Origin of the sequence: Dokdonella soli (assembly GCF_039523175.1) — a bacterium.
Taxonomy (GTDB): domain Bacteria; phylum Pseudomonadota; class Gammaproteobacteria; order Xanthomonadales; family Rhodanobacteraceae; genus Dokdonella_A; species Dokdonella_A soli.
In genome coordinates this window covers 226035-251351 of record NZ_BAAAEU010000004.1, presented here as the reverse complement: position 1 = coordinate 251351, position 25317 = coordinate 226035, and the positions used below count along the sequence as shown (strand labels likewise).

Sequence of the window (25317 nt, the reverse complement as noted above, 5' to 3'; positions counted from 1 at the left end):
CGAGGATCAAACAGCGGCCATTCATGGCCGCACTCTTCAATTAACGATCGGCGCCTGACCGTGCGTCGCTTCCTGCAGGCGGCGTACCAAGGTCGGCCAATCGACACGGCGACGGTGGCCAACGATCATGATCCGTGGCAAGCCCGAGCCTTCGACGATAGTGTAGCCGTCGTTGGCTGAACCGGTCGCGCCGGCATCGGCGGGAATCGGGTCGATACCGCCCATCGTGCACACCTCGTCACGCAGGCGGCAACGAATGCCGAGCCGACGATAGCCGAACGTATCGAAGATCTTGAGCGCCATCGTCTGCAGGCTCGCCGACAAGCCGCCGCCTCCACCGATCGAGGTGATGTCGTCGACCGCCTTGTAGCTCATGCGCCCGCCGCCGCTCGTGCGCAGCCACGCGTCGAACGCGACCGGACTCCAGTCGACCAGGCGCAACTTCCCGATCGTGCCGGCGAGCCGGCCGCTCATGCCGCCGAACGAGAATGCGCTGGTGACCTGGTCGAGGTCGAGATTCTCGAAATGAATGTCGGCACCCATTGAGGGCGCGATGCCGAACGGGCGTTCCAGCGTGAGTCCACTGACCCCGAGGTGACCGTCGAACACATAGAGATCGAGACCGCCGTGAAGCTCGATCGTATCGCCGGCGAACTCGATTTCCGGGATGCCACCGGAAAGATTGCCGCCGAAGCGCGGCCAGCCGAGCGCCGCGGAGAGCTGTGCCATCTCGATGCCGGCGATCGCGAACGACCCGGCATAACGCTCGCCACGTGGTGAACGTGGCTGCAGGCTGAGCTTTTCGAGGCGCACCTGGCCGCCGAGCACGTCGATCGCGAGCGGCTGCGCCAGCGTGATCGCAGTCTGCCGCGACTCCAGCTTCGCACTGGTTGCACCGAGCGGAATCTTGAACAGCTCGATCGAAGACCAGCCGAGCGTGGTCGGCGGCCTGTCGGCACGGAAATCCCAGTCGACACCACCATCGACACCGGCGAATGCGAAACGACCGGCGCCATCACGCAGATTCATCCGGTCAGCGTTGAAGGCAAATCGCTGCACGCCGCCGGCGTCGAATTGCAGCGAACCCGACAGCGCCCCACCGGCGGTGAGTTCCCCGTAGCCCTTGGAGGCGAGCCAGCTGCGCGCGTAGCGATCCAACGCGGGACCGAGCGTCGCGTTGCGTACATCGAGCACGAGCGCCTTGATCGGCTGGGTTTGCGCTGGGGAAATCTCTCCGTTCATGTGCAGATCGAGCGTGCCGGGATCATTCCAGTCGAACGCATCAATTCGCCAGCGTGCGTTGTCCCGGGTTGCATCCAGAGTGGCCTTGACCGGCGTGTCGGGCAGCTTCACGTAGACCGGACCGGCCAGCGCTTCGCCGCCGTGGAATTCGGCGTCGATCTGCACACGTGGCGCGTCGGCGTTGCCGTCGATCCGCAGGCGGCCTTCCGCGGCTAGGTGCGCGGCGGCCAATGAGCCGTCCTTGCTGTCGTAACCGACGCCGTTCAGCGCGAACGCGGTGCTGACACGCTCGCCCTCGCCCGATGCGGGATGCAGCATGAGGTCTTGCAGTTTGAGCTTGCCGCCAAACAGCCTGGTCTCGAGTGCACCCAGCAAAAGCAAGGAACCGTTTCTCGACTGCCATCGGGAGGTCGAGGCAGGAACTGCCAGATCCCCGATTCGCGCCGATCTCCAGGCCAATGTCGTTGCTGGCCGCTCGCCTGCAAGCGACCAATCGAAACCTCCGCGAATGCCGCGAACCGCGTGCCCCGCCCCATCGTCGATATCGAGCGCGTCCGTCGACAGCGCCACCTGCTGCGGCGCGTTGCCATCGAAGACGAACTCGCCGACAAGATCGCCCGTCAGCATGAGCTTGCCGAGTCCTTGCGCTGCGAGCAGCGTTTTCGCGTAGCGCTCGTTCGCCAATGGAAAATGCGCCCGCTCGACGCGGAGGGCCAGCTTGCGCAATGGCGCGAGTGCGGACGGCTCGATCTCGCCGCTGGCTTCCAGCATCAGCGCCTCAGGGTCGCGCCAGGCGAAACGCTCGACATGCCAGCGGTTGTCGTCGCCGGCGCCCATATCGAGATTCAAGGCGACCGGCGTGTTCGGCAGTGCGACATGCAACGCACCGATATGCAGCGCGCCGCCGCCGAAATTCGCATCAACCAACAGTTGCCAGAACTCGTCATCCGTCCACTCGACGCGCCCCGCAACGGCCACGCCATCGCCGGATACCGTGCCATCGAGCGTGTTGAAGGCCAACTGCGTGGCGCGGTATGTCGCCTCGATCCTGCCGTTGGCGTGCGCGCTCATTTCCGCATCGAAGATGCCGTCGCGCAGCTCCCCGCCATGCCAGGCTTGCGCAAGCGGTGCCTTCAGCCACGCTGCCGGGACTTCTTGCAACGAGGCTTTGGGCTCACCCGCGGCCAGCGGAATCGTCAGCGCGACGCGGCTGCCATCGCGCGCAAGCGCCAACTCAATGCGGTCGCTGGCGACACGCACCGCGAAGTCCGCAGCTTGTGCAGCGGAACCGTCGGCTGCGAAAGCGACCGGACCCGAACAGGTCAGCGCGCCGTCGTCGTCGCGCCGCAGCGGGCAGCCCCAATCGAGCCGGCCAGCAAGCGCGAGCAGCGGAATGTCGATGCGGTCGGCGCCGAGCCGCAGCGACGCGGTATCCGCGCGCTCGTCGATCGCGACGTGCAGCGACCTCGCGTGCGCTTGCGGCGAGCTCAGCCGCTCGGCGGTCAGCATCAGCGTACGCGCTTGCGCCGCGACGCCATGGAGTGCAAGAACGCCTGCCGCGACGAGCATCCACGATTTCGGCATTGACGAGTTTCGCATCGCCGACCATTCTGCCAGCCATCGCCACCCGGATGCTCGCCTTGGCCATACCGCACATCCTCGTCGCCGACGACAATCCACTCACGTTGCGGTTCTTCGTCGAGGCGCTGCATGCGTCAGGCGTCCACTGCGTCGAAGCGTCGGACGGCGCATTGGCGCTCGATCGCGCGAAGTCTGCTGCGTTCGATCTGTTGCTTTTGGACGCACGCATGCCGAATCTCGATGGCACACAGGCGCTGGCGCGTATCCGCGCCCTGCCCGGCCCGTCGCAGCACGTCGTCGCGTTGGCGACGACCGCGGACAACGATCCGAGCGCACATGCAGCGCTGCGGAATGCCGGGTTCGCCGAGGTGTTGGTCAAGCCGCTCGGCATCGATGCTTTGCGTGGGGCCCTCGCGCGCCATCTGCCCGCTGCTGGGGCCGACGCGAAAACGGATTGCGCAGGTGACTGGATCGACGACTGCCAGGCGCTCGCCGCGGCAGGCGGCGACGGCGCCATCGTCTCCGTATTGCGTGGCCTGTTCGTGCGCGAGCTGGAGACGCTGCCGACCGAGCTGGCCGCGATCAGCGAACGCGGCGATGCAGGCGCGCTGCGCGACCGCCTGCACCGGCTCGATGCCTCGGCCGGCTTCTGCGGTGTGCCGGCGCTGGTACGCGAGGCCGCTGCCTTGCGTGCCGCGCTCGATGCGCCGACCTGGCCACGCGGCGCGATTGCAGGATTCCTGGCAGCCTGCGAACGCGTTCGCGCGATGCTCGCGCCTTGAAGGCCGGGTTCGTCGACAATTCCGGCGCGACCAGCCGGGGAGTGTCAACAAACCCTATGCGGGAGCGCTGCCCGAGGGCCGCGCCGACAGCGCCCATGCATTGAGTTCACCGCCGACGAGGTGGCGGACTACCGCGCGGACCAGTCGCCGCAACTGTGCGAGCTGGTCGGCTGTCGGCGATTCGTCCAGATCGAGCGCGAGCAGTGCGCCGCCGGCGACACGCGGCTGGATCGAGCCGACGCGCCACTCCCTCGCTCCGGCGTCGGGATCGTAGGCATAGTCCACGTCGGCCTCGATCGGGGTTCCACCCACGGTGTGGGTCAATGCAAGCGCATAGCCGAGGTCAGCCAGCAGATCGCGTTCGAAGCGGCGCAGCGTCCACGCCATGTCCGCGTTGTCGGCGAGCCGTGCCAGGCACAGCGCGTAGGCCGCGAACGCGTCCGCGTGGATGTCGTTGCGACCACTGAGCCGCAATACGAGTTCATTGATGTAGATCGCCGCGAGCAGCGCCTCGCCGGAAAGCGCGAACGGCGTGCTGGCCGCTTCCGCGCCGGTCAGTGTTCCGAGCTCGCCGCGCGCGATCCAGCCGAGCAACAGCGGTTGCAGCGGCTGCAATACGCCACGCGGCATCCGGCTGCGCTCGCGTCGCACCCCGCGGGCGACCAGACCGACGCGACCATGATCACGCGTGAACGCCTCCAGCAGCAGCGAAGTCTCGCGATAGGGCCGTGCGTGCAGGATGAATGCGGGTTGCTGCTCGATGCGCATCGTCGCGCTGCCGACAGCGACTATTCGCTGTAGCCGAACTGCTTCAATGCGATCGCGTCGTCGCTCCACGACTCGCGCACGCGCACCCACAATTCGAGGAAGACGCGGCGGTCGAACACTCGTTCCATGGCGCGCCGCGCAGCGCTGCCGATCTTCTTGAGCTGGGCGCCGCCGGCACCGATCACGATCGCCTTCTGGCCGTCGCGTTCGACCCAGATCACCGCGCCGATCCGGGTGATATCTGCTGCATCTTCGAAGCGTTCGATCTCGACCGCGATCGCGTAAGGCAGTTCAGCAGCGAGCTGCAGCATCAGCTGCTCGCGCACCAGCTCGGCGGCGAGGAAGCGTTCGCTGCGGTCGGTGAACTCGTCCTCAGCATACTCTGCCGCACCTTCGGGCAGCCGTCGCACCAGATCGTCGAGCAGCGCCGGAACACCATCGCCGCGCCGCGCCGCGATGAAATGCACGGCGGCATAGCCGCGCTCGCGCGTGATCTCGGCCGCGAACGGCAGCAGCGCCTTCTTGTCCGCGAGTTTGTCGACCTTGTTGACCGCGAGCAGGCACGGCGCCTGCAGTGCCGAGACCAGCTTCCAGACGTCCTCATCCTCGTCGCGCCAGCGCACGCCGTCGATCAGGTGCACCAGCACATCGGCCTCATCGGGTACCTGGCGTGCAACCCGGTTGAGCTGGCGATTGAGGGCACGTTTGCCGCCCTGATGGAGGCCGGGAGTGTCGATGAAAGCAATTTGCGCATCGGGACGCGTCATGATGCCCAGGATGCGGTGCCGCGTCGTCTGCGGCTTCGGCGTGACGATGCTGAGCTTGGTGCCGAGCAGCGCATTCAGCAACGTGGACTTGCCGACATTCGGCCGGCCGACCAGCGCGACACGACCGAAGCGGTGTGCGGATGGCGTGGTTTCACTGTTCATTGTCGAGCGCCTTCTGTGCGGCAGCCAATGCGCGCTCTGCTGCGGCTTGCTCGGCGGCACGGCGGCTGGAACCGCTGCCATCCGTGCAAACGCTGAGGTCGGTGATACGGCACGTCACGTCGAATATGCGTGCGTGATCCTCTCCGCTGCTGCCAACCAGATCATAGGCCGGTAACGGCAGATTGTGCGCCTGCAAAAGCTCCTGCAGGCGCGTCTTCGCGTCCTTCGGGGTATGTGCGCCGGCGGCGACGCGCTCGGCGAACAGACGGCGCACCAGGTCGCGGCAGACGGCCCAGCCAGCGTCGGCGTAGATAGCGGCGACCAGCGCCTCGAACGCGTCGGCAAGGATCGAATCACGGCGGAAACCACCGCTCTTGAGTTCGCCTGGACCAAGATGCAAGCGCTCACCGATCTCCTCGGCTCGTGCGATCTCGGCGAGTGCCGCGCCGTTGACGAGCGCAGCGCGCAGGCGCGTCATTTCGCCCTCGTCCGCGCGTGGATGGCGCTCGTAAACGAGCTCGGCCACGAACAGGTTGACCAGCGCGTCGCCGAGGAACTCCATGCGTTCGTTGTTCGCGTGGCCTGCGCTTCGATGCGTCAGCGCCCGTTCCAGCAGCTGCGGATCGACGAAACGATGGCCGAGGATTGTGCTATTCGCCACCAGCGTTGGTGAGGCTGATCGATTTGTCGAACTTGCCGACGAGATCGAGGTTGTACATGAAGGGCACGCGCTTCTCATAGGCGATCCGCAGCGTGGAGGCACCACCCTCGCGCTTGAGCTGGATAGCCGACGGCGGAACGCTGGCGTCGTCGACGTATTGCGTGCTGAACTTGAAGCTCAAGTCGCGGCGGATCTCGTCGAGCGACTTTTGCCCGGCACCGCCTTCCTGGCGTACCTGCTCCATCGCCTTGACCACCCCGAAATATTCGACATACATCGGGATCAAGCGCATCGCCAGATACGCGAAGAACCCGAGCACGCAAAGCACGATAACGAACCCGATCAGCGTAATTCCCTTGACCTTGCGATGCATGTTCATGCGTTTCCCCTTCGCCAGCCGGCTTGGTTTCGTTGCGAGGATGGTTGTGCGAGCCGCTATTTGATCAGAGTTCCGACCCGGCTTAAATCACCGAAATTCATCCAGATCAGGAACGCCCTGCCGACCAGGTTCGCCTCCGGTACGAAACCCCAGAAGCGGCTGTCGAGACTGTTGTCGCGGTTGTCGCCCATCGCGAAATACATGCCTTGGGGCACCTTCCAGCTACCCTCGTGGCCGACCCAAACCTGAGGGATTTCCATGATGCGATGTTCGACACCCTCGAGATCCTCCTGCTTCACCTGCGCACCATCCATCCTGCGGCCGGGTTCGGACGCGCCGGTGTACGCGCCGAGGTCGGTCTCCACGACCTCCTTTCCGTTCACGTACAGCGTCTTGTTGCGGTAGGTGATCTCGTCGCCGGGCAGGCCGATGACGCGCTTGATGTAGTCCTCTTTCGGGTTCTCCGGATAGCGGAATACGAACACGTCGCCGCGCTTGGGCTCGCCGATGTTGACGACCTTCGTATTGAGAACCGGCAGGCGCATGCCGTATGCGAACTTGTTCACGAGAATGAAATCGCCGACCAGCAGGGTCGGCATCATCGAGCCGGACGGAATCTTGAACGGCTCGGCCAGGAACGAGCGGAACAGCAGGATCAGCAGCAGCACCGGGAAGAACGAGCGCGCGTACTCGACCGCGACCGGCTCTTGCAGCATGTTGCGCGAACGTGCCGCACGCTCCTCCGGCGACAACGCGGTCATCGCCTCGATCGCCTCGGCGCGGCGCTTGCGCGCGCCGGCGAGCAAGAGCCAGTCGAGCAGCCAGATCACGCCGGCGACGGCCGTCAGCACCACCAGCAACAATGCAAAATCGAAATCCATGGTTGTTCCTTTCTGCTTCGGCGCGCCCTGCGCCGGGGCCGCGGATCGGCCGTGTCTACTTGTTGTCCATCTGCAGCACCGCGAGGAAAGCCTCCTGCGGAATCTCGACACTGCCGACCTGCTTCATGCGCTTCTTGCCTTCCTTCTGCTTCTCGAGCAGCTTGCGCTTGCGCGAGACGTCGCCGCCATAGCATTTCGCCAGCACGTTCTTGCGCAACGCCTTGACGCTCGACCGGGCGATGATCTGCGAGCCGATCGCGGCCTGGATCGCGACGTCGAACTGCTGGCGCGGGATCAGGTCCTTCATCTTCTCGACCAGCTCGCGGCCGCGGCGATCCGCGCTCGACCGGTGCAGGATCAGGCTGAGCGCGTCGACGCGGTCGCCGTTGATCAGCACGTCGACGCGCACGAACGGGCCGGCCTGGAAGCGATCGAAGTGGTAGTCCATCGATGCGTAACCGCGCGACACCGATTTCAGTTTGTCGAAGAAGTCCAGCACGACTTCGGCCAGTGGCAGCTCGTAGCTGATCTGCACCTGGGTCGCCAGATAATTGATCGAACGCTGCACGCCGCGCTTCTCCTCGCACAGCTTGATCACGCTGCCGATGTACTCTGGCGGGGTCAGGATGTTCGCGACGATGATCGGCTCGCGGACTTCCTCGATGTTCTGCGTCGGCGGCAACTTGGCCGGGTTGTCCAGCGAAATCACCTTGCCGTCGGTCTGCAGCACCTCGTAGACGACGGTCGGCGCGGTCGTGATCAGGTTGAGGTCGTATTCGCGCTCGAGCCGCTCCTGGATGATCTCCATGTGCAGCAAGCCGAGAAAGCCGCAGCGGAAGCCGAAACCCATCGCTTCGGAGGTCTCCGGCTCGAAGTTCAGCGCGGCATCGTTGAGCTTGAGTTTTTCCAGCGCCTCGCGCAACGAGGTGTAATCGTCCGCAACCACCGGAAAAAGGCCCGCGAACACGCGCGACTGCATCTTCTGGAAGCCCGGCAGCGGTGCAGGCGCCGGCTTGCCTGCCAGGGTCAGTGTGTCGCCGACCGGTGCGCCATGCACATCCTTGATCGACGCGGTGACCCAGCCGACCTCGCCCGCGCCGAGCACGCTCTTGGCCAGCCGCTTGGGCGTGAACACGCCGACCGAATCGACTTCGTGCGAGCGGCCGGTCGACATCACCAGCAGCTTGTCCTTGGGCTTGATCTCGCCCTGCATCACGCGCACCAGCGAAACCACGCCGAGGTAGTTGTCGAACCAGGAATCGATGATCAGCGCCTGCAGGCGGTCGGTGTCGCGCGGCTTCGGCGGCGGGATGCGCGCGACGATCGCCTCGAGCACGGCCTCGACGTTCTGGCCGGTCTTCGCGCTGATCGCGATCGCATCCTCGGCATCGATGCCAATCACCGCCTCGATCTCGGCCTTGGCACGGTCGATATCGGCGGTCGGCAAGTCGATCTTGTTCAGTACCGGAACGACCTCGAGCCCCATCTCGACCGCCGTATAGCAGTTCGCGACCGACTGCGCCTCGACCCCCTGCGCCGCATCAACGACGAGCAGCGCGCCTTCGCAAGCAGCGAGCGAGCGGCTGACCTCGTAGCTGAAGTCGACGTGGCCCGGCGTGTCGATGAAATTGAGCTGATACGTGGTGCCGTCTTTCGCGGTGTACGGCAGCGAGACGGACTGCGCCTTGATCGTGATGCCGCGCTCGCGCTCGATCGGGTTGTTGTCGAGCACCTGCGCTTCCATTTCGCGCGCGGTCAGGCCCCCGCAGATCTGGATGATGCGGTCCGCGAGCGTGGATTTGCCGTGGTCGACGTGGGCAATGATCGAGAAATTGCGGATATGAAGCATCGGGTATAGGTCTGTTGACAATTCCCCCAGCAAGCTGCGCCGGGATCGGTTTGCTCGCAGGGCAAGGAAGAGTGAGGGAGTGTATGCCGATACACGACCGAACGATGACGCCGCCCTGCGAGCAAACCGACCCGGCCCTGCGGGACAACGCGGCCTGCTGGGGGATTTGCCAACAGACCTTCGGCCACGGAGGTCAATCGACACAAGGGCGGGATTATCGCAGAAACGCACGGCGGGTGCTGTTCACGCGACCGCGACGCAAAAGAAACGGGGCCGCCTCGGCAGCCCCGTCGTCGTTGCGGATCAATGCGGACCGATCAGCCCTTGTCTTTCTCCGTCGGCACGGTCAACGCGAGAAACTGGGTCTGGTCCTCGCGGCGCACCAGCAGCATGATCGAGTCGCCGGGCTTGGCGCCTTTGACCGTCGCATTGAAGTCGGCGATCGACTTCACCGGCTTGCGACCGACCATCAGGATCACGTCGCCTGGCGCCAGCGCAGCGCGACGCGCGGCCGAGCCGGTGATGCGGGTGACGACTACGCCCTCGCCGTTGCTGATGCCGAGCTGCTTGCGCTGGTCCGCGGTCAGCTCCTCGACCACGATGCCCAGCGGATTGCCGGCCATTGCAGGCGCGGCACCACCGCGCGCGCTTGCGAGCGCTTCCTTGTCGGTCGGCAGTTCACCGACCGTGACCGGAATCGTCAGCGTCTTGCCGTCGCGCCAGATACTCAGGTCCGCCTTGCTGCCGGGCTTGCTCGAGCCGACCAACGGAGGCAGATCGGCCGACGTCACGATGTCGTGGCCGGCAAAGCCGAGGATCACATCCCCGAGCTGGACGCCCGCCTTGTCGGCGCTGCTGCCCGGTGTGATCTTGTTGACCAGCGCGCCGCCGATGCGCGGCAGGCCGAGCGCCTTCGCGTTCGCACGGTCGACGTTCTGGATCTGCACGCCGATCATGCCGCGGCTGACCCGGCCGCTGGTCTTGATCTGGTCGACCGCATTCATCGCGATATCGATCGGAATCGCGAACGACACGCCCATGAAGCCGCCGGTGTTCGAGAAGATCTGCGAATTGATGCCGACGACCTGGCCGTTGAGGTTGAACAACGGGCCACCCGAATTGCCGCGGTTGATCGGCACGTCGGTCTGGATGAACGGCACGTACTGCTGGTCGGCACCGCCGAATTGGCGTCCGATCGCGCTGACGATACCGGCGGTGACCGAATGGTCGAAGCCGAACGGCGAGCCGATCGCGACCACCCACTGGCCGGCCTTGACGCTCTTCGAATCACCGAGGCTGACCACCGGCAAGTTCGTCGCACTGAGCTTGAGCAGCGCGATGTCGTACTGCGCATCGGTGCCGACGACCTTCGCGTCGAGTTCGCGGCGGTCGGACAGGCGGATCGTCACCTGATCGGCGCCGTCGACGACATGGTTGTTGGTCAGGACATAGCCATCGGCCGAAATGATGAAGCCGGAGCCCATGGATACGCGTGTTCCGCGATCACGTGGCTGCGGCATCGGGCCGAAGAAGCGGCGGAAGATCTCCGGCACGTCCTGCTGGTCGTTCGGATCCTGATTCTGTGCCTGCGCATCCGGATTGCCGGTCGCCTGCACGTTGACAACCGCCGGGCCGTATTTCTCGACCAGGCCGGTGAAGTCCGGCAGGTCGGCGGCGTTCGCGGTGGCGGCCGCGGCCAGCACCAGCAACAGCGGCGCGCAGATCCAGCGGGAGAGCATCCCGCTCCTGATGTTCATCATGACATCTACCTCGTCTTTTCCCTTGAAGGATTGATTCGATGCGATCGTATTCTGCAGGTGGCCCTGCCATCGACCAGCCGATTTGATGGGGCCCGCCGATCAAAGTTCCAGATTTCCATGACGGAGTGCAGCGGCACTCAGGCTCGCTTCAGCGCTCATGGTGCAGCGACCGCCTGCACGGAGCGCGCCATGCGCTCCAGCGTCACGCGCGGCACGTCTCCCAGTACCGTGATCTTCCACGCGCCGGTATCGTGTGAATAGATGCCGAGCACGCCGCGCTTCAGCATGCGATCCGCAGCGGATGGCGTGTTGCCATCGCGCGGCTCGACGTAGACCGAGACATCTGCAAGGCCATCCGTGTACATCAGATGTTCCGCCTGGTTCGGCTCCTGCGCCGGGCGCTGGGCGCCCGCGAAGACGAAACCAGGCGGCAGCTCGGCCACGCGCCATAGTGGCGCTCGGCCGAGCGGTGCTTCGGCAGGAGATGCAGTGACGTCGGTAGCGCTGCCTGGCGTGAGGTCGCTCTCCTTCGGCGCAGCGCCGACATCGAGCGCGACAAACATGAATTGCTCCAACGTGCGCTTCGCGCTGTCCACGATCGCCGAACGCAGCGGCAGGTGAGTGGCCTCCTCAAGCCAGAGTCGATAACCGTAGCGGTAGTTGTCGCGCGGGGCGACATCGACAATGCGCGCGCGATAGCCAGCCACGCGGTCCTCACCGCCGACGTCGAGCAGATAGAGATTTCCGAACGAATGGCCGCGGGTATCCGGGATCAGCGGCAGCAGCCGCGCACCGATGCGGTTGGGCAGCAACACGGCCGGCGCACCGTTCCGCAGGCAGGTGATCGAACTTCCACTGCGCACGATCTCGCTGCGCGGGCCGCTCAAGCTGAGCAGACGTTCGCGTTCGTTGGCGCCGCCGGCGTGGAAGATGCGCAACGCGTCGATCCGCCCGTCGTGCTCGTAGACGAACGAGCCCTGGTAGTCCAGCTCGCGCACGGCCTTCGACATGCGAGTGAGCAGATCCTGCGCGTCACCCGGTTCCGCCAGCAGCGGGGAGGCCTGCAGCAATGCAAGCAGCGCGGTGAAGAAAATACCGGAACGGCGCCAGAACCCGTTGTGCCTGCGTTTGCGCGTATTGGATTGCGATGCAGGAAGCGGCGCCATGCTGCGCGTGGCAGCGACAAACGATGGGAGGGTGCTGCCTGGCGATACGGCGCCGACAATCCTGCGCATCGCTCAGTGATTCTGCGGAACGGGCTGCGCCACCCCTTCACGCTGCGGCGTGCCGAGCAGGACGTAGGGAACGAAGTTCGACTGCCCCGCCGCACCCGCCGCCTGGTAGTGGCGGATCAGGTAGGACTGAAGCCGCGGATCGATCACGACGGGTTCGACCAGATCGGTGCCGAAGCTGGCCGGCGCGGCCTCGACCGGAGAATTTGGCGCGACGAGCGGCGGGCGGAATTCGCCCGAAGCTGTCGTCGCGGCGACCGTTGCGGCACTGATCGCGCCGGTTTGCGGCAGCGTCCCCTTGGCAGCCAGCGTCGTCGGTACCGGACCGGTTTCCATCACGGGGCGCGTCAGCATGAGCGCGGCGACCGCAACCGACGCCGCGATCGCGCCGCCGGCACCCCAGCGCAACCACGCACTGGTGCCGCTCGCGTGAACGACCGGCTCCAGTTCGAGCCGTGCCATCACTGCGCCCGGGAAGCCGGGGGCGAGCGCAACGACTTCCTGCCGGCGCAGCGTCTGGCGCACGACGTGATACCGCGTCCAGCGCACCGGAAGTTCGGAATCGGCCGTCAGACGCTTGAGCAGGAAACGCGTCTGGTCGCGCTCCAGTTCACCGTCCATCAACGCCGAGAGCTGTTCGTGGATCTGCTGGTTCATGACGTCCTATTTCTCCGACAACAGCGGGCGCAACTGCTCGTCGATCGCCTCGCGGGCGCGGAAGATGCGAGACCTGACCGTGCCGATCGGGCAGTTCATCGTTTCCGCAATCTCTTCATAGCTGAGCCCGTCCACTTCACGCAGCGTGATCGCGGTCCTGAGCTCTTCGGGCAAGGCTTCGACCGTGGCGAACACGGTTCGTTCAATTTCCTGGCGCATGAGTTCGCGCTCGGGCGTCGCTGATTCATGCAGGCGCGTGGCGCCGTCGAACTGGACCGCATCCTCGACCGCGATGTCCTCGGTCGGCGGACGTCGGCCCTGCGACACCAGATGGTTCTTCGCGGTATTGATCGCGATCTTGTAGATCCAGGTATAGAACTGCGCATCGCCGCGGAACGAGCCAATCGCGCGATACGCGCGCACGAACGCTTCCTGCGCAACGTCCTGGCACTCGCTCCAGTCGTTGATGTAGCGGGAAATGACACTGACCAGCTTGTGCTGGTATTTCCTGACCAAGAGGTCGAACGCGCGTTTGTCGCCGTTCTGGACACGCTCAACCAGCGCCTGATCCAAGTCGCTTTCGCCCATCCGGGCCGTTCTCCCTGTTTGCCGACACGGTCAGGCATACAGCCTTGACCATGCATGGCGCAAATAGTTTCACGAAACCGCAGCCACGCCAAAGCACGCCTCCGACGAGGCCGATCCGGCGCATCGTCGCGCAGTTGCGTCCGCAGCGTACTGGTGCATGGGCGCATCCGCGCCCCCGTGGCTCGATCTTCAGCGCCGCAGGGATATTCCAGATTGGGTCAGCGCTGCCGGGGCTCAAGCACTGGCCGATGGCGCCGGCGCACTGCCGAGCAGTCGTGCACGCTCCTGCAGCAGGTTGTCGAAACTTGCCGCCGGCAGCGGTCGACAGAACAGGAATCCCTGCAGCACTTCGCAGCCCTGCGCGCGCAGGAAGTCGAGATGCTGCTCGATCTCTACTCCCTCCGCGACGACCTTTCGGTTCAGGTTATGCGCCATCGAGATGGTCGCCTGCACGATCGCCTCATCGTCCGGATCGACGCCGATGTTGCGCACGAAGGCCTGGTCGATCTTGATGTGGTCCGCCGGGAATCGCTTGATGTAGTCGAGCGACGACTGCCCGGTACCGAAATCGTCGATCGAGATGCTGCAGCCGAGATCGCGCAGCGCGTGCAGTGTTTCCAGCAGGTTCGGGATCGATTTCACGCTGATGCTCTCGGTCACCTCGAGATCGAGCAGATGCGGATCGATGCCGGTCTCCCTGACCACGGCCGCAACCACCTGCACGAGGCTCGGCTGGCGCAGCTGCAGCGGCGAGAGATTCACGCCGATGCGCAGTGGCAGGCCGTAGCGCAGTTGCCAGCGCCGCGCATCGTGGCAGGCCGCGCGCAGGATCCATTCGCCGATCGAGATGATCAGGCCGGATTCCTCGGCGAGCGGAATGAAGAAGCCCGGGCTGATCATGCCGAGCTCGGGATGTTCCCAGCGGATCAGCGCCTCCATGCCGACGATGTCCTCGGTCTGGCCGTCGATCTGCGGTTGGTAGAACACGCGCAGCTCGCCGTTCTTTTCGGCCTGGCGCAGCTTCGCTTCCAAGGCGAGCCGCTGCTGGTGCGATTCCTCGGGTACCGCGACGTAGGCCTGGAAGTTGTTACGACCCATGCCCTTGGCCGAATACATCGCAACGTCGGCGTGCTTGAGCAGGCGTTCCGCGTCGGTCGCGTCGTCCGGATAGAAGCTGAGGCCGAGCGACGCGGTCATGCTGAGTTCGAGGCCGCCAGCTAGCTGCAGTGGCACCTCCATCGCGCGCACGATCTTTTCGGCGATGCGCGCGACATCTTCGCGCTGCACGATATGGCGCAGGATCAGCGTGAACTCGTCGCCGGCATAACGGGCGACGGTATCCGATGCGCGCACGCTGCCGCGCAAGCGTTTGGCCACGGCCGACAGCACCTGGTCGCCGACTGCATGGCCGAGCGAGTCGTTGATGTTCTTGAAGCGGTCGAGGTCGACGAACACGACCGCGAACATCTCGCTGGTGCGGTGTGCTTCCTGGATCGCCGAGTTCAAGCGGTCGTTGAACAGCAGGCGGTTCGGCAAGCCGGTCAACGGATCCTGCAAGCCGATCGCGCGGCCCTGGTCGCGGGTACGCCGCAGTTCGAGTTCAAGCGCCAGCGCATGCGTGAACACGCGCAACGCGTCGAGTGCGGCGCCGTCGCCGGCCAGCGGCTCGCGCCGGGCGAGCAGCAGCGCGCCGAGGCAGGCGTTGCGCTCGCCGGTCAACGGCAGGCCGATCCAGCACTCGAAACGCCGTTCGCGCACGAACGCATCATCGTTCGCCGTGCGCCACGCGTTCGTGGTCTGCACAAGTTCCCGGCCGGCGAGCACGTGCTTGAGACTTGGTCCGAGCAGCGGATCGGAGCCCCCCTCGACAGGGCCAAAGCGATGGTAGACCGCCAACGCATGGAATTCGCCGGCGCTCTCGGGCGGCGCCTCGACGACCGCGGCGAAATCGAGCGCCAGCCAGTCGATCATCGCGCGCAACGCGATATCCAACCCCTCCTCGCGCGATTCCGTCCGGGTCAGCTGGCCGAGCGCGGCGAGCGCCAGTTGGTAACGGCTGAGTTCACTGAGTTCCCGGAACTGGTAGAAGTGCACGACGCGACCGTCCTGCACCGCCACGCGCACGTGCACATCGACCGGATACGAGGAGCCGTCCGCACGCGATTTGCGGCCGCGCAGCGACACGCTGCCTTCACGCCCAAGCTTCTGGATCATCTCGGCGCGACGATCCGGCGACAGCGTCGCGCTGAATCCATCGATGGAGCCCGCGAGAATCTGCGCACGTGAATACCCCGACCGCTGCACGAACACGGTATTCACGTCGAGGATGCGTCGGGTCTCCGGATCGACGATCGCCAGTTCATCGAGGTTGCCGTCGAACGCGAACTGGTAGCGCTCGCTGGCAGCCGGGGCGGACGCATTGCGTATAACACCGGTGCTGCGCGCGGCCAGCGTGACCTTGATACGCGCCGCCGCGTCGTCGGCCTTGACCGGGCTCGCGATCCACTCGACCAGGCCCGGCGGCCGGCTGTCCCAGCGCAGCGGACCACCGCGGCCACCGAGAATGCCGATGATCGGCGCCGGCGCGGCGGGATCGAGGTCGTGCAACTCTTCGCAGAATGCCAGCGTGTCCCGCGGGTTGTCGCCGAATTCGAGCAGAACGAGGTCGACACATGCGTTCTGTTCGAGGAAGCCACGTGCCTGCACAAGATCCTTCGCCGAATAGATCGCGTCGAATCCCTGCGCGTCGAGCACGTCGAACAACACGCGGCGATCGTCGCGCCCGGCCGCAACGATCAATGCAGCGCCGCGATGGTCGCCGACCGCCGCCATCATTGCACCCAGCGACCGTCGCGCAAGCGCAGGTGGTGTTGATGCTCGGTTTCGACCGTCAGGCGCTCGAACATTCCTTCCAGTTCCTCGGGCAGTTCCAACTGGCTGCCGACGAATACGAGTTTGCGCTCGTTGATCGCCTGCATGCGCGAAATGCGTCGCAACAGCAGGGTGTCGACCGGTCGCAGGTACGCCGCGAAGTCGACGAACAGATAAATGCCGAAATGCATGCTCTGCAGCACATAACGCAACGCGTCGGCGATCCGCTTGGAGCCTGGCACGTTCAGTCCACTCTCGCGCAACGAGGCGATGCCGGTATCCGGGCTCCAGACGTAGACGGACGTGCCGCCGCGCATCGCCAGCGTGCGCATCTGTGCGAGCGTTTCCGCGACATTGGCGGTTTCCAGCACGATCAGGTGCTGCGGCGACTGCACGATGCGGTCGAGCAGCTTCTGCGTGACCGGCAACTCGGCTGTTTTCTCGACCACACGCGTCTCCCCTGCCTCGTTGACCCGGCGTACGGCTTGCCGGGATTATAGCCATCCCTGTTGAGCTTCCCGGAGCCGCTCATGTTCGAAGGCCTGCGTTTCCAGCACTGGCAGAGCGCCCGTGACGAGGACGGCATCGTTGTGCTCACCCTCGATCGCGCCGGCAGCCCGGTGAACGCGCTCAGCCGCGCCGTGCTCGACGAGCTGTCCGAGATCGTCGAGCGACTCTCGTTCGAGCCACCGAAGGGTATCGTGATCCGCTCCGGCAAGACCGTGGGCTTTGTCGCGGGTGCGGATCTCAAGGAATTCGAGAGCTTCGAGAAGACTGGAACGGTGCTCGATGCGCTGGAGAACGGCCAACGCGTATTCCAGAAGCTGAGCCGGCTGCCCTGCCCGACCGTCGCGGCGATCCATGGCTACTGCATGGGCGGCGGCACCGAGATGGCGCTGGCCTGCCGCTACCGTGTCGCCTCACGTGATCCGTCGACGCGGATCGCGCTGCCCGAAATCAAGCTCGGCATCTTCCCGGGCTGGGGCGGCAGCGCGCGCCTGCCGCGGCTGATCGGCGCGCCGGCCGCGCTGGAAATGATGCTGACCGGCCGCAACGCGTCGGCCGCGAACGCGAAGGCAATCGGCCTGGTCGATGCGCTGACCTCGCCGGAACTGCTGGTCGACGCCGCGAAGGAGCTGATCAGGCATCCGCGATCACGCGCATTCACGCAGCGCGCGACCGCCTGGGCGACGAACATCTGGCCGGCGCGGCAAATCCTCGCTCCGATCCTGGTCAAGCAGACTGCAGCCAAAGCCCGCAAGGAGCACTACCCGGCGCCGTTCGCGCTGATCGAGACCTGGCGGCGCGGTGGATCGAACATCGGTCAGCGCCTGAAGCTCGAGGCGCGTGCGGTCGCCAAGCTCGCGGCCACGCCAACCGCGCACAACCTGATCCGCGTGTTCTTCCTGCAGGAGCGCCTGAAGTCGCTCGGCGGCGGTGCCGAGCACGGCATCAGGCACGTGCACGTGGTCGGCGCCGGCGTGATGGGCGGTGACATCGCGGCCTGGTGTGCGCTGCGCGGCTTCGACGTGACCTTGCAGGATCGCGAGATGAAATACGTGCAGCCCGCACTGGACCGCGCGAAGGAGCTGTTCACCAAGCGCCTGAAGACACCCGACCGCATCGATCCCGCACTGGCCCGTCTCAGGGCCGATGTCGAAGGCAGCGGCATCGCCAGCGCCGATCTCGCGATCGAGGCCATCTTCGAGAACCTGGCGGCGAAGCAGGACCTGTATCGCAAGACCGAGCCATCGTTGAAACCCGACGCGCTGCTCGCGACGAATACTTCCAGCATTCCGCTCAACGAGCTGCGCACCGCGGTGCACAAGCCGGCGCGGTTCCTCGGCCTGCACTATTTCAACCCGGTCGCGCTGATGCCGCTGATCGAGATCGTGCGCCACGATGAACTCGATGCAGCCACCGAAAAGCGCGCGCTCGCATTCTGCAAGGCGATCGACAAGCTGCCGGTGCCGGTTGCCGGCACGCCGGGCTTCCTGGTCAACCGCATCCTGATGCCGTACATGCTGGAAGCCGCGCGTGCGTACAGCGAGGGCATTCCCGGCCCGGTCATCGACAAGACTGCAAAGAAGTTCGGCATGCCGATGGGGCCGATCGAGCTGATCGACACGGTCGGGCTCGATGTCGCCGCGTCGGTCGGCGCCGAACTCGGCCCGTTCCTCGGCCTCGACATCCCGCCCGGCCTCAGCGAGCTCGTGAACAGCGGCAAGCGCGGCAAGAAGGACGACGAGGGTTTCTACAAGTGGGAAAACGGCAAGCCGAAGAAGCCCGAGGTCGACCCGCATTACGTCGCACCGGATGACCTCGAAGATCGGCTCATCCTGCCGCTGCTCAATGAAGCGGTCGCCTGCCTCAACGACAAGATCGTCGACGATGCCGACCTGCTCGACGCCGGCGTGATCTTCGGCACCGGCTTCGCGCCGTTCCGCGGCGGTCCGATCCAGCATGTCCGCGATTCGGGCGTCGATGCACTAAAGGCGAAGCTCGATGCGCTTGCGCAGAAATACGGCGAGCGGTTCAAGGCGAGACCGGGATGGGCCTCGGCGGCGCTGAGAAACACGTAGCCGCCACAAGCATCGGGCATCCATCCGCGGAGTTCCGCCCGCCCATCAGCGGTGGTCGGACGGGCGCTTCGATCTCGGCGGTCTGAGGGCGGCTGAGGTCTTTACAAGTTTCCGTCCATGCAGCGCTGCCCAGTCGGCATCCATGCCCCTCAAGCGGTCGGATGACCGCTTTCGATCTCAGCCGCCTGAGGGCGGCTTCGACCACAGGTCCTTCGCGATCCGTATCCCGTCCTCGCTGTTCGAGTAGAGCCCGCGCACCGTCAGGATCTCGATGTAGCCAAGCCGGCCATAGAACGCACGCGCTTCAGCGTTGCGCGCCCTCGCCTCGAGATAGATGCAACCGGTACCGGCAGTCAGCGCGGTCGTCTCCAGCCATGCCATCAAAGCGCTGCCGATGCCCTTGCGACGACGCATAGGATCAACCGCGAGCAGCAGCAGGTGCGCCTCGTCGTCCTTGTACTGCATGATGCCAAAACCGGAGATGCCCTCTCCTTCGCGCGCGACGGCCACATTGGTGGCGCGATCGCGCATGACGCGAAGAATGCGCGATGGCGTCCAGCGCCAGCCGAGGCCCTGTTCGACGAGGTCGCGCGACATCGCCGCGATCCGGGGTGCATCGGCGCGCACGGCGAGGCTGATTTCAGGTGTTGCGATCATTGCCAATAGGGGATGGCGGCGGATCGCGCCGAACGCAAGGGTCAACTCGCCGAGTCGGATTTGGCCAGACCGGAATGCCGCACGTCCTTGCCGCGCACCAGATACAGAACGAACTCGCAGAGGTTCTTGCAGCGGTCACCGATTCGTTCGAGCGAGCGCGCACACCAGAGACGGTCAAGCTCGGTCGGTATCTGCTCGGGCAATTCCTGCATGCGCGCGACCAGCACCTTGAACAGCCCGCGGTAGGTTTCATCGAGATGGCGATCGCGACGCATGACCTCGAGCGCAAGCTGCTCGTCCAGGCGCGCGAATGCATCGAGCGCACCGCGCAGCATGCCGCGTGCGAGGCTGCCCAGTTCGGCCAGCGACGCGGTGACATCCGCTCCGCCCTCCTCGCCGACCAGATGCTCGGCCATGCGCGCGATGCGCTTGGCTTCGTCACCGATGCGCTCGAGGTCGGCCAGCATCTTCATCACTGCGAGCACGAGACGCAGGTCTGATGCCGCCGGCTGGCGCCGCGCGAGAATGAACGCGCACTGCTCGTCGATCGCGAGCTCTGCCGCGTTGATGAGCCGCTCGCGCTCACGGATCGCGGTCGCAGCCGCCGCATCGCGGCCGACCAGCACGTGCAGGGCCGCCGCGATCTGCTCCTCGACGAGCCCCCCCATCGCGAGCACCTGCCGGCGCACATCCTCGATCTCGCTGTTGAACTGACGGGAAATGTGCTGAGAGAGATGAAGGCGGTCCATGGGTCTTGCCGATCTGTCGAGCCGTAATACTAGCGCCGCTGCGCGGCGGATGGTGCGGCGTTCGTCGCCGCGCGCGATGCGCTTCATCGCATCGCGCAAGCGCGGCACCTTACCCGTAGCGGCCCGTGATGAAATCCTCGGTCTGCCGCTCGCGCGGATTGGTGAACAGCGCGTCGGTATCACCGAACTCGACCAGTCGGCCTTCATGCAGGAACGCGGTGAAATCCGAGACGCGCGCGGCCTGCTGCATGTTGTGCGTGACCAGCAGCAGCGTATGGCGCTGTGCGAGTTCATGCAGCAGTTCCTCGAAGCGCAGCGTCGACACCGGATCGAGCGCCGAAGCCGGTTCGTCCAGCATCAGGATCTCCGGTTCGACCGCGAGCGCACGCGCGATCACCAGGCGCTGCTGCTGGCCAAGCGACAGGCTGAACGCGCTGTCGTCGAGCCGCGGTGCGACCTCATCCCACAACACCGCCGCTTTCAGCGCGGCTTCGATGCGCTCATCCAGCTCTCGACGACGCTTGATGCCGAGCAGGCGCAGTCCATACGCCACGTTGTCATGCACCGACAGCGGAAACGGATTGGGCCGCTGGAACACCATGCCGACGCGCCGGCGCAGGTCGTGCACCATCGCGTCCTTCGCGTACGCGTCGGTATCGCCGATCAACACCCGGCCTTCCACGCGGCTGTCGGCGATCTCGTCGTTGAGGCGGTTGAGGCAGCGCAGCAGGCTCGACTTGCCGCAGCCGCTCGGGCCGACCACCGCGGTGATGCACCGCGCCGGAACGTCAAGATCGATGCGATCCAGGACCTGGCGCGCGCCGTACCAGAGCGAAAGATCCCGCACAGACAGCGCGATGCCTTCATCACGCGCGGCTTCCACGGGTACGCTCGACGAGGATTTGGGTACTGTGCTCAGCATTGATCGAAGGATCTCAGGTTTCCAGTGCGCGATAACGGTCGCGCAGACGATTGCGCAGCAGGATCGCGGACAGGTTCAGCAGGATCACGACGCCGACCAACAGCACGGCGCAAGCATACGCGCGCGGCACGCCACGAATCGCATCGGAACTCGCCAGCGCGGCATCGTAAATCTCGAAGCCGAGATGCATGAACTGGCGCGACGGGTGCAGGAACGGCGATGTGCCATCCAGCGGCAACGCGGGCGCGAGCTTGACGACGCCGACCAGCATCAGCGGCGCGACCGCGCCGGACGCACGCGCGATCGCGAGAATCAGTCCGGTCAGCAAGGCCGGACGCGCGGCCGGAAGGAGCAGATGCCACAGCGTCTCGTCGCGCGTTGCGCCGAGTGCGAGCGACCCCTCGCGCTGGCTTGCGGGAATGCGTGCGAGCCCTTCCTCGACGCTGACCACGACGACCGGCAGGGTCAGCAGCGCCAGCGTCAGCGCGGCCCAGAGAAGACCGCCGCTGCCGAAGGTCGGCATCGGCAGGCGGTCGGCGTAGAACCAGCGATCGATGCCGGCGCCGATGCCGTGCACGAACAGACCGAGGCCGAGCACGCCGTAGACGATGGACGGCACGCCGGCCAGCGTGTTGATCGCGGCGCGCACGAAGCGCACACCGGGTCCGCGGCGCTGATGCAGGTAGACCGCGGTCGCGACGCCGAGCGGCATCACGATCACGCTCATCAACAGCACCAGCGTGACCGTGCCGATCAAGGCTGGCAGCACACCACCGGCGAGGCTCGATGCGGCCGGCGGTGTGCCGAGGAAGCGGCCGAGATTGCGCACGAACAGGCCGATGCGCGTGGGAAGACCTATCTCGTTCGAGCGAACCACATTGAGCAATTCGGCGGGACGGCTGGCGCTGGCGAGCAAGGCGGGTTCCTGGGCCGCAGCGCCGCGCGCAAACAGGCGCCGGCCATCGGTCAAGATGAGCGTGATCGCATCGGACGGCTGCGACCGCAGGGCGATATCCACCGCTGGCACGCGCTGGTACGCGTCGCCGATGCGATCGATCTCGCTGCCGCGGATTGCGATCGCATCCTTATCGACAGCGACGACCTCGCCGAGCAAGCGGCGCCCGTCGCGCAGTTGCAGCTCATCGACCGGCGTTGGCCAGAACGGCGCCAGCCCGGCCACCGCCAGCCAGCCGAGCAGGCCCAGCAACGCGCAAAGACAGAGCGCCGACATTCCGGCCAGCAACCAGGTGCCGGCATCGTCGAGGAGTCGCCGCATCATGCCACTTGCATTTCCGCTCGCAGACGGCGGCGCAGGCGCTCGCGGACGATGCCGGCGACGGAGCTCAGCAGCACGGTCAGAGCCAGCAGCAACAACGCGGCCAACAGCAGGCTTCGATACGCGGTGCTCGTCGGCGCAGCCTCGGGCATGCCGAGCGCGAGGTCCGCACTGATCGAGCGCAACCCCGCCAGCGGATCGAAGCCGGCGACTGGCGTGTTGCCGCTGGCCATCAACACGATCATCGTCTCGCCGAGGCAGCGCGAGAGTCCAAGCACGGCGGCTGCGGCGAGTCCGGAACCCGCTGCCGGCAGCAGCACCGAAGTGAGCGCCTGCCAACGCGTGGCGCCGAGCGCAAATGCGGCCTGCGTCTGCGTGCGCGGCACCAGGAACAACGCGTCCTCCGCAACCGAGAACACCATCGGCAGCGCGGCGAAGCCAAGCGCGAGGCCGACCAGCATCGCGTTCCACGGGCTGGAAGGCACGATCGCCGTGCCCTCGTGTCGAGCGGCCATCGTGATACCGATCGCCATTACCACAATCACCAGCGGCAACAGCCACAACGGCAGCCAGCCTTCGACGTGCCCACGTGCACCGAATGCCATGCCGCCCGCGAGCAGCAAAGCCGGCAGCACTACGATCAGGCCGAGCACGGTCGCGACATGGCCCTTCAACCACGGCGCCAATGTCGCCACCGCGACCAGGCCGAGCACGACGGTCGGCAATGCATCGAGGATCTCGAGTGCCGGCTTGATCCATGCGCGCAGTCGAGGTGCGCAGAAATGCGCGCAGAACATCGCGGTCGCGATGCCGAGCGGAACCGCCACCATCACGGCGCACGCGGCTGCGCGCAGCGTGCCGGCGAACAGCATGCCGAGTTGCTGCCATGCCGCCAGCGGCAAGCCGGCCCACGGCAGCAGACTGCCGAGCAGGAACATCGGGATCGCGAGCAGGCCACCCAGCACCAGGGCCGTCCCGGCGGCCTCGAAGAATGCCCTTGCTCGCGCGCGCCGTGCGCGCGAGCGCGCCACGTCCCGAATGAAGGCGGGGCTCAGGACTGGCTCGCAAGTGGCTGGATTGCCGGACATTCACGCACGCTAGGTGGACAAGATGACAGTGTTGTTACATCCCCTCGGCGACCGTCATCGATCTGCCACTCCAGCGCAATACGCGCTTCAAGCAGTGGCGCCAGCCTGCATGGAAGTCACGAGCCGTCCCTGCCCATGCGCGTCGCCATCGTCACCGAAACCTGGCCACCGGAGATCAACGGCGTCGCCTTGACCGTGCAGTCGCTCGCGCGCGGGCTGCAAGGCCTGGGGCACTCGGTCGAACTGGTGCGGCCGCGTCAGGAAGGCGAACCGGGCATGGTTCCGCCCGACGGGTTCGAGCAAGTCCTGCTGCCGGGCGCGTCCCTGCCGCGCTACCCGGGCCTTCGTTTCGGCTTGCCGGCGCATCGCACCTTGCATCGGCGCTGGTCCGCATGTCGGCCTGACGTGCTCTACATCGCGACCGAAGGTCCGCTTGGGTTGACCGCACTCGGCGCAAGCCGCCGGCTCGGCATCCCGGCCTGTACCGGTTTCCACACGCGCTTCGACGACTTCGCCTCGCACTACGGTCTCAGTTTCCTGACCCCGATCGTGTTCGCCTACCTGCGCCGTTTCCACAACCGTGCATCAGCGACCCTGGTGCCGACCACGGAACTCGCGGAGTTCCTCGGTGCGAACGGATTCCACGATGTGCGCCTGCTGCGCCGCGCGGTCGATACCGAACTGTTCCGGCCGGACCGGCGCGACGAGGCGCTGCGCGCGGAATGGGGACTTGCCGCTGGCGACCTGGCGATCATTCATGTCGGCCGCATCGCGCCGGAAAAGAACCTCGAGCTGGCGGTGCGTGCATTCCATGCGATCAAGGCGGATGCGCCACGCGCGCGCTTCGTGATCGTCGGTGACGGTCCGGCCCGGGCCACGCTGGCCGCACAGCATCCCGATATCGTGTTCACGGGCATCCGCCGTGGCGAGGATCTCGCCAGGCACTACGCCTCCGGCGACCTGTTCCTGTTCCCGAGCCTCACCGAGACCTTCGGCAACGTGACCCTCGAAGCGCTGGCCAGCGGTGTGCCAGTGGTCGCGTTCGACTATGGCGCAGCCCACGAGCACATCCACGACGTGCGCGCCGGAAGCCGCGTGCCGCGTGGCGACGACGACGCATTCATCGCAGCAGCCGTCGCATCGGCCGCGGATGTTGCACGCCGCGCGCAGCGCCACGACCCGGCTTTGCGCGATGCCGCCCGCGACGCGGTCACCGCATTGAGCACGGCCAGCGTTGCGACCCATTTCGCTGATCTGCTCGGCGAACTTTCGCTGCGGAGGGCGGCATGACGACCTGGCAACGCATCGAAATCGGCAGCGGCGAGCGCTGGCTCTGCATCGCGATGAATCGGTGGGGTGCGCTTCGCGCGCTCACCCTGTTCTTCCGCGTGATCAGCCGCCTCGGCGACGGCGTGTTCTGGTATGCGCTGATGGCGTTGCTGGCGGCGTTTGGCGGGCTTCGCGGAATGCACGCGGCGCTGCACATGGCCTGCGTCGGCATCGTCGCCGCGACGATGTACCGGATGCTCAAGCGCTGGACGCGTCGGCCCCGCCCGTTCCGCGCGCATGCGGACATCACCGCCTACATCGCGCCGCTCGACGAATTCAGCTTCCCCTCGGGCCATACCCTGCACGCGGTCAGCTTCACCTTGGTCGCGCTCGCGTATTTTCCGGTGCTCGCACCGCTGCTGCTGCCGTTCACCGTGCTGGTCGCGATGTCGCGCATCGTGCTCGGCCTGCACTATCCGAGCGACGTGCTTGCGGCGACCCTGATCGGTGGCAGCCTGGGCACGCTGTCACTGTGGCTCGCGCATGCCGTCCGGCTGTTCGGCTGAGATCCGACGGATCGTGCGACGTACCGCG

22 protein-coding genes are annotated in these 25317 nt (G+C 65.9%); 4 read left to right on the top strand and 18 right to left on the bottom strand.

Translation table 11 applies throughout. The features are described from left to right. Positions 1-36 precede the first annotated feature (36 nt). On the bottom strand, positions 37-2811 hold the full coding sequence (locus tag ABD002_RS04675; protein ID WP_343787661.1) for a translocation/assembly module TamB domain-containing protein: 2775 nt from the start codon (positions 2809-2811) through the stop codon (positions 37-39). 71 nt (positions 2812-2882) lie between these two features. Here ABD002_RS04675 and ABD002_RS04670 point away from each other — a divergent pair, with 71 nt between their 5' ends. Further along, entirely contained in the window at positions 2883-3605 is a 723-nt protein-coding gene (locus ABD002_RS04670; protein WP_343787659.1) for a response regulator, read from the top strand. 54 nt (positions 3606-3659) lie between these two features. Here ABD002_RS04670 and recO read toward each other — a convergent pair whose 3' ends face one another. From recO to ABD002_RS04610, 12 genes are all read right to left on the bottom strand, one after another. Then, positions 3660-4373, bottom strand: a complete 714-nt coding sequence (gene recO, locus ABD002_RS04665; RefSeq protein ID WP_343787657.1) for a DNA repair protein RecO — start codon at positions 4371-4373, stop codon at positions 3660-3662. 20 nt (positions 4374-4393) lie between these two features. After that, on the bottom strand, positions 4394-5302 hold the full coding sequence (era, locus tag ABD002_RS04660; RefSeq protein WP_343787655.1) for a GTPase Era: 909 nt from the start codon (positions 5300-5302) through the stop codon (positions 4394-4396). Beyond that, positions 5292-5966 (bottom strand): ribonuclease III, encoded by a 675-nt coding sequence (gene rnc, locus ABD002_RS04655; protein ID WP_343787820.1) that lies wholly within the window; start codon positions 5964-5966, stop codon positions 5292-5294. Before rnc ends, era begins: the two co-directional genes overlap by 11 nt. After that, entirely contained in the window at positions 5953-6336 is a 384-nt protein-coding gene (locus tag ABD002_RS04650; protein ID WP_343787653.1) for a DUF4845 domain-containing protein, read from the bottom strand. Before ABD002_RS04650 ends, rnc begins: the two co-directional genes overlap by 14 nt. A gap of 62 nt (positions 6337-6398) precedes the next feature. Beyond that, positions 6399-7223 carry a signal peptidase I gene (lepB, locus tag ABD002_RS04645; protein ID WP_343787651.1) on the bottom strand — a complete coding sequence of 275 codons (825 nt, stop codon included), beginning with the start codon at positions 7221-7223 and terminating at the stop codon, positions 6399-6401. A gap of 55 nt (positions 7224-7278) precedes the next feature. After that, a complete protein-coding gene (gene lepA / locus ABD002_RS04640; protein WP_343787649.1) occupies positions 7279-9072 on the bottom strand; it encodes a translation elongation factor 4 in 1794 nt (597 codons plus the stop codon). 317 nt (positions 9073-9389) lie between these two features. Next, positions 9390-10811, bottom strand: a complete 1422-nt coding sequence (locus ABD002_RS04635; protein ID WP_343787647.1) for a DegQ family serine endoprotease — start codon at positions 10809-10811, stop codon at positions 9390-9392. Positions 10812-10987: 176 nt separating this feature from the next. After that, the gene (locus ABD002_RS04630) at positions 10988-11998 is read right to left on the bottom strand and encodes a MucB/RseB C-terminal domain-containing protein (RefSeq protein ID WP_343787645.1); all 1011 of its coding nucleotides are present in this window, start codon (positions 11996-11998) and stop codon (positions 10988-10990) included. Between the two features lie 72 nt (positions 11999-12070). Further along, positions 12071-12721, bottom strand: a complete 651-nt coding sequence (locus ABD002_RS04625; protein WP_343787643.1) for a sigma-E factor negative regulatory protein — start codon at positions 12719-12721, stop codon at positions 12071-12073. A gap of 6 nt (positions 12722-12727) precedes the next feature. Further along, the gene (gene rpoE, locus ABD002_RS04620; protein ID WP_343787641.1) at positions 12728-13309 is read right to left on the bottom strand and encodes an RNA polymerase sigma factor RpoE; all 582 of its coding nucleotides are present in this window, start codon (positions 13307-13309) and stop codon (positions 12728-12730) included. Positions 13310-13543: 234 nt separating this feature from the next. Further along, positions 13544-16141 (bottom strand): EAL domain-containing protein, encoded by a 2598-nt coding sequence (locus ABD002_RS04615; protein WP_343787639.1) that lies wholly within the window; start codon positions 16139-16141, stop codon positions 13544-13546. After that, positions 16141-16629, bottom strand: coding sequence for a hypothetical protein (locus ABD002_RS04610; protein WP_343787637.1), 489 nt, complete (start codon positions 16627-16629; stop codon positions 16141-16143). Before ABD002_RS04610 ends, ABD002_RS04615 begins: the two co-directional genes overlap by 1 nt. An 81-nt stretch (positions 16630-16710) precedes the next feature. On the opposite strand from ABD002_RS04610, the gene ABD002_RS04605 reads away from it, so the two are divergent. Then, positions 16711-18762, top strand: coding sequence for a 3-hydroxyacyl-CoA dehydrogenase NAD-binding domain-containing protein (locus ABD002_RS04605; protein ID WP_343787635.1), 2052 nt, complete (start codon positions 16711-16713; stop codon positions 18760-18762). Positions 18763-18939: 177 nt separating this feature from the next. Here the strand turns inward: ABD002_RS04605 and ABD002_RS04600 are convergent, their stop codons facing one another. From ABD002_RS04600 to ABD002_RS04580, 5 genes are all read right to left on the bottom strand, one after another. Further along, positions 18940-19419 (bottom strand): GNAT family N-acetyltransferase, encoded by a 480-nt coding sequence (locus ABD002_RS04600; protein WP_343787633.1) that lies wholly within the window; start codon positions 19417-19419, stop codon positions 18940-18942. 41 nt (positions 19420-19460) lie between these two features. Then, positions 19461-20168 (bottom strand): phosphate signaling complex protein PhoU, encoded by a 708-nt coding sequence (gene phoU, locus ABD002_RS04595; RefSeq protein ID WP_343787631.1) that lies wholly within the window; start codon positions 20166-20168, stop codon positions 19461-19463. A 109-nt stretch (positions 20169-20277) separates the two neighbouring features. Further along, positions 20278-21051 carry a phosphate ABC transporter ATP-binding protein PstB gene (gene pstB, locus ABD002_RS04590; protein ID WP_343787629.1) on the bottom strand — a complete coding sequence of 258 codons (774 nt, stop codon included), beginning with the start codon at positions 21049-21051 and terminating at the stop codon, positions 20278-20280. Between the two features lie 52 nt (positions 21052-21103). Further along, complete coding sequence (locus ABD002_RS04585) at positions 21104-22369, bottom strand: PstA family ABC transporter permease (protein ID WP_343787627.1); 1266 nt, start codon at positions 22367-22369, stop codon at positions 21104-21106. After that, positions 22366-23397: an ABC transporter permease subunit gene (locus ABD002_RS04580; RefSeq protein ID WP_343787625.1), complete on the bottom strand. Its 1032-nt coding sequence runs from the start codon at positions 23395-23397 to the stop codon at positions 22366-22368. The genes ABD002_RS04585 and ABD002_RS04580 overlap by 4 nt, the downstream gene beginning before the upstream one ends. A 192-nt stretch (positions 23398-23589) precedes the next feature. On the opposite strand from ABD002_RS04580, the gene ABD002_RS04575 reads away from it, so the two are divergent. Both ABD002_RS04575 and ABD002_RS04570 read left to right on the top strand, forming a co-directional pair. After that, positions 23590-24744, top strand: coding sequence for a glycosyltransferase family 4 protein (locus ABD002_RS04575; RefSeq protein WP_343787623.1), 1155 nt, complete (start codon positions 23590-23592; stop codon positions 24742-24744). Next, positions 24741-25289: a phosphatase PAP2 family protein gene (locus ABD002_RS04570; protein WP_343787621.1), complete on the top strand. Its 549-nt coding sequence runs from the start codon at positions 24741-24743 to the stop codon at positions 25287-25289. The genes ABD002_RS04575 and ABD002_RS04570 overlap by 4 nt, the downstream gene beginning before the upstream one ends. Positions 25290-25317 lie beyond the last annotated feature (28 nt).